This window comes from Rhodobacter sp. Har01 (assembly GCF_020564565.1).
Classification (GTDB): domain Bacteria; phylum Pseudomonadota; class Alphaproteobacteria; order Rhodobacterales; family Rhodobacteraceae; genus Pseudogemmobacter.
In genome coordinates, this window is sequence record NZ_JAJCTD010000002.1 from 448,659 (window position 1) to 461,353 (window position 12,695).

Annotated in this window: 14 protein-coding genes; 5 read left to right on the plus strand and 9 right to left on the minus strand. The window is 65.6% G+C overall.

The annotated features are described in order from the left end of the window. Positions 1-124 precede the first annotated feature (124 nt). The 5 genes from galU to LHP98_RS07970 all read left to right on the plus strand — a co-directional run bounded on the left by galU (position 125) and on the right by LHP98_RS07970 (position 6,399). Positions 125-1,021: a UTP--glucose-1-phosphate uridylyltransferase GalU gene (gene galU, locus LHP98_RS07950; RefSeq protein WP_227251977.1), complete on the plus strand. Its 897-nt coding sequence runs from the start codon at positions 125-127 to the stop codon at positions 1,019-1,021. Positions 1,022-1,025: 4 nt separating this feature from the next. Then, entirely contained in the window at positions 1,026-2,096 is a 1,071-nt protein-coding gene (locus tag LHP98_RS07955) for a glycosyltransferase family 2 protein (RefSeq protein ID WP_227251978.1), read from the plus strand. Between the two features lie 193 nt (positions 2,097-2,289). Continuing rightward, positions 2,290-3,300, plus strand: a complete 1,011-nt coding sequence (locus LHP98_RS07960; protein WP_227251979.1) for a glycosyltransferase family 2 protein — start codon at positions 2,290-2,292, stop codon at positions 3,298-3,300. After that, positions 3,297-4,994: a beta-1,6-N-acetylglucosaminyltransferase gene (locus tag LHP98_RS07965; RefSeq protein ID WP_227251980.1), complete on the plus strand. Its 1,698-nt coding sequence runs from the start codon at positions 3,297-3,299 to the stop codon at positions 4,992-4,994. Before LHP98_RS07960 ends, LHP98_RS07965 begins: the two co-directional genes overlap by 4 nt. Before the next feature lie 4 nt (positions 4,995-4,998). Further along, positions 4,999-6,399 carry a nodulation protein NodH gene (locus tag LHP98_RS07970; protein ID WP_227251981.1) on the plus strand — a complete coding sequence of 467 codons (1,401 nt, stop codon included), beginning with the start codon at positions 4,999-5,001 and terminating at the stop codon, positions 6,397-6,399. 31 nt (positions 6,400-6,430) lie between these two features. On the opposite strand, the gene LHP98_RS07975 is transcribed toward LHP98_RS07970, so the two are convergent. The 9 genes from LHP98_RS07975 to LHP98_RS08015 all read right to left on the minus strand — a co-directional run bounded on the left by LHP98_RS07975 (position 6,431) and on the right by LHP98_RS08015 (position 12,560). Then, complete coding sequence (locus LHP98_RS07975; protein WP_227251982.1) at positions 6,431-6,766, minus strand: cupin domain-containing protein; 336 nt, start codon at positions 6,764-6,766, stop codon at positions 6,431-6,433. A gap of 186 nt (positions 6,767-6,952) precedes the next feature. Continuing rightward, a complete protein-coding gene (locus tag LHP98_RS07980; RefSeq protein WP_227251983.1) occupies positions 6,953-7,417 on the minus strand; it encodes a PTS sugar transporter subunit IIA in 465 nt (154 codons plus the stop codon). Positions 7,418-7,459: 42 nt separating this feature from the next. Beyond that, on the minus strand, positions 7,460-8,035 hold the full coding sequence (hpf, locus tag LHP98_RS07985; RefSeq protein WP_227251984.1) for a ribosome hibernation-promoting factor, HPF/YfiA family: 576 nt from the start codon (positions 8,033-8,035) through the stop codon (positions 7,460-7,462). A gap of 212 nt (positions 8,036-8,247) precedes the next feature. Next, positions 8,248-9,021: an LPS export ABC transporter ATP-binding protein gene (gene lptB / locus LHP98_RS07990; RefSeq protein ID WP_227251985.1), complete on the minus strand. Its 774-nt coding sequence runs from the start codon at positions 9,019-9,021 to the stop codon at positions 8,248-8,250. Further along, positions 9,021-9,515, minus strand: coding sequence for a lipopolysaccharide transport periplasmic protein LptA (gene lptA / locus LHP98_RS07995; RefSeq protein WP_227251986.1), 495 nt, complete (start codon positions 9,513-9,515; stop codon positions 9,021-9,023). The genes lptB and lptA overlap by 1 nt, the downstream gene beginning before the upstream one ends. Before the next feature lie 21 nt (positions 9,516-9,536). Then, complete coding sequence (locus LHP98_RS08000) at positions 9,537-10,139, minus strand: hypothetical protein (RefSeq protein ID WP_227251987.1); 603 nt, start codon at positions 10,137-10,139, stop codon at positions 9,537-9,539. A 10-nt stretch (positions 10,140-10,149) separates the two neighbouring features. Continuing rightward, a complete protein-coding gene (locus LHP98_RS08005) occupies positions 10,150-11,109 on the minus strand; it encodes a KpsF/GutQ family sugar-phosphate isomerase (protein ID WP_227251988.1) in 960 nt (319 codons plus the stop codon). After that, the gene (locus LHP98_RS08010; RefSeq protein WP_227251989.1) at positions 11,090-11,704 is read right to left on the minus strand and encodes a ribonuclease D; all 615 of its coding nucleotides are present in this window, start codon (positions 11,702-11,704) and stop codon (positions 11,090-11,092) included. Before LHP98_RS08010 ends, LHP98_RS08005 begins: the two co-directional genes overlap by 20 nt. Before the next feature lie 109 nt (positions 11,705-11,813). Continuing rightward, the gene (locus tag LHP98_RS08015) at positions 11,814-12,560 is read right to left on the minus strand and encodes an Lpg1974 family pore-forming outer membrane protein (protein WP_227251990.1); all 747 of its coding nucleotides are present in this window, start codon (positions 12,558-12,560) and stop codon (positions 11,814-11,816) included. Positions 12,561-12,695 lie beyond the last annotated feature (135 nt).

Genomic DNA, 12,695 nt, shown 5'->3' on the forward strand with positions numbered 1-12,695 from the left:
CTTTCCGTAGCGCGACTTCCGCAGTATTCCACGCACACGCCCGAATCCGGCCACGTTATGCTGGATAGATACAATCAATCGGTATCCATACGGATATCGGGGCATACAGGAAACGAGCAAAGCCATGAAGCCGAAGAAGGTCACGAAAGCCGTCTTTCCCGTTGCCGGTCTCGGCACGCGCTTTCTGCCCGCCACCAAGTCGATCCCGAAAGAGATCATGACGCTGGTCGACCGCCCGCTGATCCAATACGCGATCGACGAGGCCCGCGCCGCCGGGATCAAGGAATTCATCTTCGTCACCTCGCGCGGCAAATCCGCCCTGGAGGACTACTTCGACAATGCGCCAGAGCTGGAAAGCGAGCTGCGCAAGAAGGGCAAGACCGAGCTTCTGGAAATCCTGAAAGACACCAACATGGATTCCGGTGCCATTGCCTATGTGCGGCAGAACCGGCCCATGGGCCTGGGCCATGCCGTCTGGTGCGCCCGCCGGCTGATCGGTGACGAACCCTTTGCCGTGCTGCTGCCCGATGACGTGATCGCCGCCGAAAAGCCCTGTCTGCAGCAGATGGTCGAGGCCTATGAGAAGACCGGCGGCTGCATGGTCGCCGCGATGGAGGTGCCGCCCGCCAAGGCCAGTTCCTACGGCGTGCTCGACATCGCCGAGGACATGGGCAGCATCGTCCGGGCCAAGGGCATGGTGGAAAAGCCCAAGGCCGAGGAGGCGCCGTCGAACCTGGCCGTCATCGGCCGCTACATCCTGACGCCGCAGGTGCTGACCAACCTCAACCGCATGAAGCAGGGCACCGGCGGCGAAATCCAGTTGACCGACGCGATTGCCGAAGAAGTGGACAGCAAGACCGGCGTCTTTGGCTACCGCTTCCGGGGTCTGCGCTACGATTGTGGCTCGAAAGCGGGGTTCCTTCAGGCCACCGTCGCTTTCGGCCTGTCGCGGCCCGACCTGCGCGAAGAGTTCTCGGCCTATCTGCACGAGATGATCGCGCTGCAGAAGGCGGCGCAATAGGCCCATGGGGGCGCTGCCCCATGCGCATCCGATTCTGGACCTGCCGGCGCCGCAGCGCGACCTGCAGCACCTCTGGCAGGCCTGGCGGTTGCGGCAAAGGCGGCGCCGCCTGATCTTTCGCGCGCTGCGCAAGCGACGCGACCTGACCTTGGTGGCGGACCGCACCGCTGGCCTTGCGCGGACCGCCATCCTTTGCGTCCTTGTGGTGCGCAACGAAGCGGAACGGCTGGCGCATTTCCTGGCGCATCACCGGCGGTTGGGGGTCGATCACTTCCTGGTGGTCGACAACGCCAGCACCGACGCCACGCCCGCGCTGCTGCGCGATCAGCCCGACGTGTCGCTCTGGCAGACGGCGGCCAGCTACAAGCGCTCGCGTTTCGGGCTGGATTGGACCAACTGGCTCCTGTTGCGGCACGGCCATGGTCGCTGGTGCCTGACGCTGGATGCCGACGAACTGCTGGTCTATCCGCATTGGGAGACCCGCCCCCTGCCCGCCCTGACCCGCTGGCTGGACGACCACGGTCAGGACAGTTTCGGTGCGCTGATGCTGGACCTGTATCCCGAAGGTCCGCTCACCGCGAAAGGTCACCGGCCGGGTGACGACCCGCTGGCCACCCTGCGCTGGTTCGATGCCGGCAATTACTCGGTGCAGGTGCAGCCGCGCATGCGGAACCTGTGGATTCAGGGCGGCGCGCGGGCGCGGGCGTTCTTTGCGACCGATCCGCGCCGGGCGCCGACGCTGAACAAGCTGCCGCTGGTGCGCTGGCACTGGCGCTATGCCTATGTGAACTCGACCCATGCCGCACTCCCGCCCCGGTTGAATGCGGTGTTTGATGAAACGGGAGGAGAGCGGATTTCCGGTGTGCTTCTGCACACCAAGTTCCTGCCCAGCGCAGTCGAGAAGGCGGCCGAAGAGAAGGGCCGCCGCCAGCATTTCGCCAACCCCTCGCGCTATGCGGCCTACTATGACGGACTGCTGGCCGATCCGGTGCTGCACTGTCCGGCCTCGCTCGCCTATACCGGCTGGCGGCAGTTGGAAGGGCTGGGGCTGATGTCACGGGGAGGCTGGCTTTGACAGTGGGAACCGTGGCGAATTGTTTACTTCCTGCGGCTCGCCAATTAGATTCGCGCCAGTGTTTTTCCAGCCGGTGCAAAATCGCGGTCGTGCAGGCGGGTCTGTGCGGAGGGGGTCCGGGGTCCGGAACACTTCTTTCACCAAGCAGGCCTAGACCGAAAGCGACCGGGCAGTTCAGGGGCAGGGGCCGCATTTGGGTGTGATCGGATCATACCGCCTGCGCTGGCGCCGCAAGCGCCTGCTTGCCCGTGCGCTGGTGCGGCGCCGCGATCTGAGGCCGGTCGCACAACGTCTGGGCGAGTTGCGGCCCGATTCGATCCTGTTGTTCTCGACGCTGCGCAACGAGCGCGTCCGTCTGCCCTATTTCCTGCAATACTACCGCGACCTGGGCGTCGATCACTTCCTGCTGGTCGACAACGACAGTGATGACGGCAGCCGCGAATATCTGGCCCGCCAGCCTGACGTTTCGCTCTGGACGACACCCGCGTCGTACAAGCGCTCGCGCTTCGGGATGGACTGGCTGATGCTGCTGCTGCGCCGCCATGGCCACGGCCGCTGGTGCCTGACCGTCGATGTGGACGAATTCCTGATCTATCCGTTCTGCGAGACCCGTCCCCTGCGGGCACTGACCGACTGGCTGGATTCCAGTGGCATCCGGGCGTTTTCGGCGATGCTGCTGGACATGTATCCGCAGGGTCCGATCCAGGACCAGCCCTACCGCGAAGGGCAGAACCCGTTCGAGATCGCGCAGTGGTTCGACAGCGGCAACTACCTGATCAGCCGCAACTGGAACTACGGCAACCTCTGGATCCAGGGCGGCCCGCGCAGCCGCGCCTTCTTTGCCGACGAACCGCTGCAGGCCCCCGCGCTGAACAAGATTCCGCTGGTGCGCTGGCACCGCTCCTACGCCTATGTCAGCTCGACCCACATGCTCTTGCCGCGCGGGCTGAACCTGGTGTTCGACGAGTGGGGCGGCGAAAAGGCCAGCGGCTGTCTGCTGCACGCCAAGTTCCTTGATACCTTCGCCGCCAAGGCGGCCGAGGAAGTGAACCGCGGCCAGCACTATGCCGACAGCCGGGAATACAAGGCCTATATCGAGGGTCTGAAGGACCAGCCCGATTTCTGGTGCAAGTGGAGCGAGAAGTACATCAACTGGCGCCAGCTTGAGATTCTGGGACTTATGTCCAAGGGGAACTGGGCATGACCCTGGGCTTTGTCATGCTGACCCACACCGCGCTGGACCGCGCCGCCCAGATCGCCCGGCACTGGGCCACCCGCGGCTGCCCGGTGGTGATTCACGTCGACCTGCGCACGCCCCGCGCCCAGGCCGAGCAGTTGCAGGCCGACCTGTCGGACCTGCCGAACATCCGCTTTTCGACCCGCCACGCCTGCGAATGGGGCACCTGGGGCCTGGTTGCTGCCACCCAGGCCGCCGCCAGCCTGATGCTGGCCGAGTTCCCGCAGGTCCGCCACGTCTACCTCGCCTCTGGCGCCTGCCTGCCGTTGCGGCCGGTGGAAGAACTGCGCGCCTATCTGGAGGCCCGCCCGCGCACCGACTTCATCGAAAGCGTCACCACCGCCGATGTCGGCTGGACGATCGGAGGCCTGAATGCCGAGCGCTTCACCCTTCGCTTCCCGTTTGCCTGGCGCAAGAACCGCCTCTTGTTCGATGTCTATGTCGAACTGCAACGCCGTTTCCGCATCCGCCGCAAACTGCCCAACGGGCTGGTGCCCCACCTTGGCTCGCAATGGTGGTGCCTCACGCGGCAAACCCTGTCCGCCATTCTGGACGGTCCCGGCCGCGCCGAATTCGATGCCTTCTTTCGCCGCGTCTGGATTCCGGACGAAAGCTACTTCCAGTCTCTCGTGCGGCTGTTCTCGACCAATATCGAAAGCCGCTCGCTGACGCTGTCGAAGTTCGACTACCAGGGCAAGCCGCACATCTTCTACGACGATCACCTGCAGCTTCTGCGCCGGTCCGATTGCTTTGTCGCCCGCAAGATCTGGCCGCAGGCGAACAAGCTCTACGATACCTTCCTGGCCCCCAGCGCCGGCAGCGAACCGCGGGCCGAGCCGAACCCCGGCAAGATCGACCGCCTTTTCGCCAAGGCGGTCGAGCGACGCACCGCCGGCCGCCCCGGCCTTTACATGCAGTCGCGGTTTCCCAACCGGGAATGGGAAACCGGCCGCACCGCCGCCCCCTATTCCGTCTTCGAAGGCTTTTCCGAGGTGTTCGAGGATTTCGACACCTGGCTGTCCAAGCTGGCCGGCACCCGCGTCCACGGCCACCTGTTCGCCCCGGATCGGGTGGAATACGCAGGCGGCGCCAGCGTCTACAATGGCTGCCTGTCGGACAGCGCGGCCTTGCGCGACTACAACCCCCGCAGCTTTCTGACCAACCTGGTCTGGAACACCCGCGGCGAACGCCAGTGCTTCCAGTTCGGCCCGAACGACGCCCAAGAGATCGCCGAATTCATCGCGGGTGATCCGAATGCCCAGGTCTCGGTCATCACCGGGGCCTTTGCCATTCCGCTGTTCCAGTCCAACCGCAACTTCGGCGAAATCCGCGCCGAGGCGGCGCAGCTGCAAAAGACCGAAGCCGAGTTCGTCGCCATCCTGCGCGCCTCCTGGGTGAAGGCGCGCGTGCGCATCTGGTCGCTGGCCGAATTCATCGAAAGCCCGATGGAACCCTTGCAGACCATCGTCGATGAGATCAGCCCGCGGTCGTCGCGCCGGCTGACCGAGGTGCCGCGTCTGGCCGACCTTACCGGCTTTGGCCAGTTCCTGCAGAACCTGCGCAATCAGGGTATGAAGCCCGTACTGATGGGCGATTTCCCGGTCGGGCCCGACCTGCCCAGCACCCCCGGCCGCCGCGTGCGCCCCTATGTCGTGAAGTGACCGGATGGCCCGGTTCACGTCCTTCGTGCTGTTCGCCGAGATGCGGACTGGGTCCAATTTCCTTGAGGCCAATCTGAACGCCCTGCCCGGCGTGGCCTGCCTGGGCGAGGTGTTCAATCCGCACTTCATCGGCAAGAAGGACCAGGTCTCGATGTTCGGCATCGACTTGGCCAGCCGTGAGGCTGACCCCGCTGCCCTTCTGCGCCGTCTGCGCGAGGCGACGCCCGGCCTGGCCGGTTTCCGCTATTTCCACGACCACGACGCGCGTATCCTGCCGCTGGTGCTGGACGATCCGACCTGCGCCAAGATCGTGCTCACCCGCAACCCGGCGGAAAGCTACGTCAGCCTCAAGATCGCCCAGGCCACCGGCCAGTGGAAGCTGACCGACGCGCGGCGGCTCAAGACCGCCCAAGTCCGCTTTGACCCGGCCGAGTTCGAGGCACATCTCGAAAGGCTGCAGGATTTCCAGGTGCGTCTGCTGCATGGGCTTCAGGTTCGCGGCCAGACCGCCTTTTACATCGACTACGAAGACATTGGTGACATCGAGGTCTTGAACGGCCTTGCCGCCTGGCTGGGGGTGTCCGGTCGGCTTTCGGCAGTGGATGAGACGCTCAAGAAGCAGAACCCCGAGGAAATCGCCGAGAAGGTCACCAACTTCCCGCAGATGGAGGCGTCGCTTGCCCGGACAGACAGGTTCAACCTGTCGCGCACGCCGAATTTCGAACCTCGCCGCCCGCCCGCGATTCCGTCCTTCGTGGCGGCTGCCGGGGCGGGGCTGCTGTTCATGCCGGTCCGCTGTGGCCCCGAATCCGCGCTGCGCGACTGGCTCTCTAGGGTGGGCAGTGGTGGTCTGGAGGGGGATTTCACCCAGAAGACCCTGCGCCAGTGGAAACGGTCGCATCGCCCGCACCGCAGCTTTACCGTGGTCCGCCACCCCCTGCTGCGGGCGCACCGGGCCTTCCTGACCATGATCGTCTCGGGCAAGCTGTCCGAGCATCGGGCAACCCTGGTCCGGGTCCAGAAGGCCGACCTGCCGCCGCCGGGCCAGGCTTTCCAGGACATTGCGCAGCACCGAGCGGCCTTCCTGGCTTTCCTGCGCTATGTCCGGCTATCCGTGATGGGCCAGATCGGCCCCCGCGTCGATCCGCACTGGGCCAGTCAGACCGCCGTGCTGCAAGGCTTTGCGGGCTTTCAGGGCCCTGACCTTGTCCTGCGCGAAGACGGCCTGGACCGGGGGCTGGCGCACCTCTGCGCCGACCTAGGTCTTGCGTCGCCCACTTTCACAGCCGACACCGCCTCCACCCGGGCGCTGGAACAGATCTGGGACCCCGCTCTGGAAGACGCCTCCGAAGACACCTACGCCCGCGACTACATGGGCTTCGGCTTCGGGCGCTGGCGGGGCTGACGGAAATTGCGCCAGAGACTTCCGGCGGTGCTCAGGCCTTGATGGCGTATCGGTCGGCTTCCGCGAAGACGTCGATCACCCGCGTGCCGGCCTTGATCATCGCGCCGTGTTGGGCGCCGGCCGGAATGGAATAGCTGTCGCCGGCACGGTAGATCTTCGTCTCGTCCCCAATGGTGAACTCGATCTCGCCTTCGACGATCGTGCCCCATTGCGCCCCATGCGCATGCATCGGAAGCGTCATGTCCTTCAGGAAGGTGAAGAAGACCACCAAACCTGCATCGGATCGGACGACGGCCGTCTGCAGGACATCGTCAGGGAAGGGCACGTCGATGCTGGGAAAGGCCGTGATGAAATCCGGATAGGGCATGCTGGCATCGCTTTTCGGTGCGGGTGAACTGGCTTGATCCTGCGCGCGGTGCCCGCCCCGGGACAATGGTCTTTTCGACGAAAGGGGATCGCCGCGCGAAACAAGGGCGCCGCGCGAACCAAGGACCTTGGCTCATGCAGTTGCCAGGCACACCCGGTCGCAAGCCGCGGGCAGGGACACCCGGTTTCAGGCGGCCTGTGGCGCCTTTGCCTCGGTCAGGATGGCGTGCAGCTTGGCCGGGTCCGTGTTGGCCCGCAATTTGGCCACCACCCCCTGGTCCCGCATGGTTCGGCTGACCAGGGCCAGCGCCTTCAGGTGGTCAACCCCGGAATCCTTGGGCGCGAGAAGCCCGAACACCAGGTCCACCGGCTGGCGGTCCACGCTGTCATAGTCCAGCGGACGCTCAAGCCGGATGAACACCCCGGCGATTCGGATCAGGTCCTCCAGCCGGGCATGGGGCAGGGCGATGCCGTGCCCCACGCCGGTTGGCCCCAGGCTCTCGCGCTCTTGCAGGCCGTCCACCACCAGCGCGGACTGCATGCCGTAGGCTTGCGCGGCGATCTCGCCCAGCTCCTGGAAGAGACGCTTCTTGGAAGTGAACTGCCCCACCACGCGCACCGCGCTCGGGACAAGAAGGCTGGAGAGTTCCATCGTGGGATGTCGTTCCTGTGGCCGGTCTTTGCGCCTGTCGGCCTATTTGCTGTTGCGAGGGTCGATCCAGCCGATGTTCCCATCTTCCCGACGGTACACGACGTTCACGCCCCCATGCCCCTCATTGCGGAAGACAAGAAGCTTCTGCCCCGCCAGGTCCAGCTGCATCACGGCCTCGCCCACGGTGATCGAAGGGATCTTCGTCTCCATCTCGGCGATGACCACGGGCGCAAGCGTGTCCAGCTCGGCATCCTCGGTCTCCTCGGATGCGGCGAGGATATACTGGGACGCCCCGCCGAATTCAACCGGCGCCTTGCGGTCGGCGTGGTGGTTGCGGATGCGGCGCTTGTAGCGGCGCAGTTGCTTGTCCATCCGCTCGCGGCAGGCCTCGAATGCGGCATAGACCTCGGGCGCCGAACCCTTGGCCTGGGCGGTCAGCCCGGTGGACAGACGGATCACCGCCTCGCAGACAAACTCATGCGCGGACCGGGAAAAAACCACGACGCATTCGGTCGGGCGCTGGGCATACTTCTCGACCACTTCGCCCATCTCGGCCTTGACATGGGTCTGAAGAGCCTCGCCGACGTCGATCTGTTTCCCACTGATCTGATAACGCATGGTCTCTCCTTTTCATGCAGGGCCGCACCGCGACGACGTTGCGTCACGGACCGGGTCTTCAAGTTCGAACTGGGAATGCGCCGACAGGTTCGCAAGGGGAAGGGGCCGGGGATCAGCCGCATCCTTGGGGATGGAGGGGGCGATCAGGGCGCTCATCTCCGCTTCATTTGGTGACAGCCCGCGCGCGCTGTCAACTGACTTGCAGTGTGCATTCAGAGGATCCGGAAATTCTCGCCCAGGTAGACCCGACGCACCATCTCGTCGCGGACGACTTCATCCGTGGTGCCCGACATCAGCACCTTGCCGTCATGCAGGATGTAGGCGCGGTCGACGATCTCCAGCGTTTCGCGGACGTTGTGGTCGGTGATCAGCACACCGATGCCACGGCTTTTCAGATCATGCACCAGGTTGCGGATCTCGGCCACGGCGATCGGGTCCACCCCGGCGAAGGGTTCGTCCAGCAGCAGGTATTTCGGGTCGGCGGCCAGGCAACGGGCGATTTCCACCCGGCGCCGCTCACCCCCGGACAGCGCCAGTGCAGGGGCATGGCGCAGGTGGGTGATCGAGAATTCACTCAGCAACTCTTCCAGCCGCTCGCGCCGCTTGTGGCGGTCGGGCTCGGCAATCTCCAGCACCGCCAGGATGTTGTCTTCCACCGACAGGCCGCGAAAGATCGACGCCTCTTGCGGCAGGTAGCCGATGCCCAGCCGCGCCCGGCGATACATCGGCAGTGCGGTGACGTCCTTGCCGTCAAGCAGCACCTGACCGCCCTCGGGCGTGACAAGGCCCGCGATGGCATAGAAACAGGTGGTCTTGCCCGAGCCGTTGGGCCCCAGCAGCGCCACCACCTCGCCGCGGCGGAGATCCATCGAAACGTCGCGGATCACCGGGCGCTTCTTGTAGGACTTGCGCAATCCGCGGACCTGCAGACCCTGCGACCCCAGTGTCAGCCGCAGGTCGGGCCGGGGGGCGGTGTCGCGGGCCATCAGTTGCCGCCGGGGACGAAGGTGGTCGAGACCCGACCCTCCATCACCCCGGTGCCGTCCTTGAGCTGGATGGTCAGCTTCTGCCCCGCCAGCGCACTGGCGCCTTGCGTCAGCAGCACGTCGCCGGTCATCACGATGACGCCGCTGTCGATGGTGTACAGCGCCTCGCGGGCCTCGGCCGCGTCGGTGAGATTGGCGAAGGTCACGCCGCCGGTGGCGTGCAGGCGCTGGATGGACTGGCCGTCGGCGCCGTATTCCACCGTGACCTTTGCCGCCGCCAGGCGCATGTCGCCCTGGCCGACCAGCACATTGCCGGAGAACACCGCGGTGCCATCGGCATTGTTCACCGAAAGCGTGTCCGCCTCGACCTCGACCGGAAGCGAGGTGTCCTGCGTCAGGCCGCCGAAGGCCACCTTGGCCTCTTGCGACGCGGCTGGAAGGGCGGGCGCGGCAAGTGCCGCAACAAGTAGACCTATGCGCAGGGGGCCAATCATTCTTTTGCCTGTGATGCGGGGTCAGCCGCCGGGTTTGTATACCAGCTTAACGCGGCCGGTGAAAACCAGAAGATAGGTTTCCCCCTGGCCTTCGGCACGGGTCAGGGCAAACCCCCCGGCGGTCAGGCGCCCGGCCGGGCTTTCGGCGATGACCGCGCCGGTGGATTCGGTTCGGGTCCGGTCAAGCGCCGAGATCACGCCGTCGGTCAGCACCAGGTAGCCGGACGAGGTGGTGATCGCCACCCCGCCGGCCAGTCGCAGCTGCCCGCCCTCGGTATCAAGCTCGACCGACGCCGCAGAAAGCTCGGCGGTGCTGCCATCGGGCATGTCCAGCCGGGCAAGGACCGTCGCCGCCTGGGCCGAACCCTCCTGGCCCACCGGCCGGGCGGTCTCGGCGGTGAGGGTCACGGCGGTGCCGTCATCGGTGGTGCCGGCAAAGGTGGGGGCGGTCATCCGGGGGTCACGGGCCAGGTCCTCGACATCGACCTGGGCATAGGGGATGGCAGCGTCGGGGTCGATGCGGTCGGCCAGCAGGAACAGGGTGGACAGGATCGCCAGCGCCATCAGCGGCAGCACGACCTTGAGCCAGCCGACGACGCGAGAATGGATGTCGGCACGGGCCATGCGCGCGGCCTCAGGCCACGCCCGCGCGCAGGCAATCGTGGATGTGGAGGATCCCGGTGACGGTTCGCCCGTCGGCGGTGACCAGAAGGCAGGTGATCTTCTTCTCGTTCATCAGCGCCAGCGCCTCGACCGCGAGGGCATCGGGTGGGATGGTGCGGGGCCCGCGCGTCATCACCTGCCCGGCCGTCAGCGACAGCAAATCCTGCATGTGACGGCGCAGGTCCCCGTCGGTGACGATGCCCAGAAGATGACCCGATCCGTCGATCACGCCAACCACGCCGAATCCGGCCCGCGTGATCGTGAGCAGGGCTTCGCTCATCGGCGTGTCGTCGCGCACCAGCGGCGGGTCGCTGTGCATCAGGTCGCGGACGTGCAGCAGGCGCGCGCCCAGCTTGCCACCGGGGTGAAAGACGCGGAACTGGTCGGGCGAAAAGGCGCGGTGTTCCATCAGCGCGATGGCGATCGCATCGCCCAGGGCCAGGGTCATGGTGGTGGATGTGGTGGGGACAATGCCCTGCTCGCAGGCCTCGGGCGCGGCGGGCAGAAGGATGGCCACGTCGGCCTCGCGCAGAAGGGTGCTGCCCTCGCGGCCCGCCACGCCAATCAGCGGGATGCCGAAGCGCCGGGAATGCGCGACGATGTCGGCCAGCTCTGGCGTCTCGCCCGAGTTGGACAGCACGAGAAGCACGTCCGACGGCGTCACCATGCCCAGGTCGCCGTGGCTGGCTTCGGCCGGGTGGACGAATTGCGCCGGCGTACCGGTGCTGGCCAGGGTGGCGGCGATCTTGCGGGCGATGTGGCCCGATTTGCCCATGCCAGAGACGACGACGCGGCCGCTGGCCTTGAGGATCAGGTTCACCGCAGCATCGAAGCTGGGGCCCAGGCTGTCGGCCAGCATGGTCAGCGCCTCGGCCTCTCGGGCGACGACACGCCGGCCGACGGCCAGTGGATCAGTGGCTGAAGATGTCATGTGCGTCATCCCAGCCCAGCAGGTCCAACTCGGCTCGGGTGGGCAGGAAGGCGAAACAGGAATTCGCCAGCTCCAGCCGGCCTTCACGGGCCAGCCGCTCTTCGAGTGCAGTCTTCAGCGCGTGCAGATACAGCACGTCGGAGGCGGCATAGTCCTTCTGGGCCTCGGTCAGCTCTTCCGCGCCCCAGTCAGAGGTCTGCTGCTGCTTTGACACATCAACGCCCACCAGATCGGCCAGAAGGTATTTCAACCCGTGCCGGTCGGTGAATGTGCGGGTCAGCTTGGCGGCGATCTTGGTGCACCAGACCGGGGCGGTGGTCACCCCGAAGGCGCACTTCAAGGCGGCAATGTCGAAGCGGCCGAAGTGGAACAGCTTCAGCGTGGCGGGATCGGTCAGCAGGCGTTCCAGGTTCGGCGCACCTGTCTGGCCGCGGGCGATCTGAACCAGATGCGCATCGCCGTTGCCGTCCGACAACTGCACAACGCAAAGCCGGTCGCGGCGCGGGTCCAGGCCCATCGTCTCGGTGTCGATGGCGACGACGGAGCCCAGCGCCAGGCCGTCGGGAAGGTCGTTCTTGTGCAGATGGATGGTCACGCCGGTCCGCCTTTCTGATTGCGAACCGGGATAGAGAGTCCGCCCCACCTATGCAACAGCGGGGCGGATGAGACTAGCGCCGGACCGCCGGTCCGGCACAGGCTGCCGATCAGAACGAGAATCCGAGGCTCAGGTAGGGACCGGCCAGGGTGACGTCGATGTCTTCGGGGTCGATATCATTGTCGACATTGCCCGACAGGCTGAAGAAGCTGGTGCTTTCCACGCCGATGCCAAAGGTCATGGTGCCACCTCTGGCCAGGTCGCGCGCGTAGTCCAGGCCGATCCGCAGATCGACCGAAGGCACCACGACGTTGTCGGCCGTGTCGTCGCTGGCAAGTTCGGTCGTGTCGCCGAACATGGCCGAGTAGCGGCCGCCGACCACCATGCCAAAGCCGTTGCCGAACTGGTGGCTGACCTCGAAGCCAAGGGTCGGGCCCAGGCCGTCAAAGCCGAATCCGTCGCCCTGGTCTTCGTCCGACCAGTCGATGCTTGCCGATCTTAGACCGGCGAAGACATCAAGATCAAGGCCGCCGAGGTCGGTGTTCATCACCGTCTCAAGGTCCAGCGTCCGGACCTCGAACAGATCCTCGGGGTCGTCGAAATTGCCTTCGAAACCGAACAGGCGGCCGCGAACAGCAAGTCCGCCGCTGAAATCGTAGGCCGCGATCAGCCGGTAGGAGGCCGCAGAGCCGACATCTTCGAACCAGGCGTTGCCGCCGGCAACTTCGCCGGCACCGTGGTTGGCATAGAGGGTCAGGGACGGGATTTCGAGGCCGAAGGTAAGGCCTTCGGCTGAAGCCGATGTTGCAAGAACAAGGCCGGTCAGAAGACCGGTGGCATGGATCAGGGTTTTCATTGAGTTTTCTCTCATCGCCAGGGATGCGCGAAAAGCGCGTGCAAGCGGGTTGGCTGCGCCGGCCCAGGAAATACACCCTCAACGCGAACGAAGACTCGCCCCTCAACCTCTAAATACTGTGTGGCCGCGCAGATC

Excerpts from the sequence above, each read along its gene's own strand:
- galU (WP_227251977.1), top strand. The coding sequence starts at position 125 with ATGAAGCCGAAGAAGGTCACGAAAGCCGTCTTTCCCGTTGCCGGTCTC.
- LHP98_RS07955 (WP_227251978.1), top strand. The coding sequence starts at position 1,026 with ATGGGGGCGCTGCCCCATGCGCATCCGATTCTGGACCTGCCGGCGCCG.
- LHP98_RS07965 (WP_227251980.1), top strand. The coding sequence starts at position 3,297 with ATGACCCTGGGCTTTGTCATGCTGACCCACACCGCGCTGGACCGCGCC.
- LHP98_RS07970 (WP_227251981.1), top strand. The coding sequence starts at position 4,999 with ATGGCCCGGTTCACGTCCTTCGTGCTGTTCGCCGAGATGCGGACTGGG.
- LHP98_RS07975 (WP_227251982.1), bottom strand. The coding sequence starts at position 6,766 with ATGCCCTATCCGGATTTCATCACGGCCTTTCCCAGCATCGACGTGCCC.
- LHP98_RS07980 (WP_227251983.1), bottom strand. The coding sequence starts at position 7,417 with ATGGAACTCTCCAGCCTTCTTGTCCCGAGCGCGGTGCGCGTGGTGGGG.
- hpf (WP_227251984.1), bottom strand. The coding sequence starts at position 8,035 with ATGCGTTATCAGATCAGTGGGAAACAGATCGACGTCGGCGAGGCTCTT.
- lptB (WP_227251985.1), bottom strand. The coding sequence starts at position 9,021 with ATGGCCCGCGACACCGCCCCCCGGCCCGACCTGCGGCTGACACTGGGG.
- lptA (WP_227251986.1), bottom strand. The coding sequence starts at position 9,515 with ATGATTGGCCCCCTGCGCATAGGTCTACTTGTTGCGGCACTTGCCGCG.
- LHP98_RS08000 (WP_227251987.1), bottom strand. The coding sequence starts at position 10,139 with ATGGCCCGTGCCGACATCCATTCTCGCGTCGTCGGCTGGCTCAAGGTC.
- LHP98_RS08005 (WP_227251988.1), bottom strand. The coding sequence starts at position 11,109 with ATGACATCTTCAGCCACTGATCCACTGGCCGTCGGCCGGCGTGTCGTC.
- LHP98_RS08015 (WP_227251990.1), bottom strand. The coding sequence starts at position 12,560 with ATGAAAACCCTGATCCATGCCACCGGTCTTCTGACCGGCCTTGTTCTT.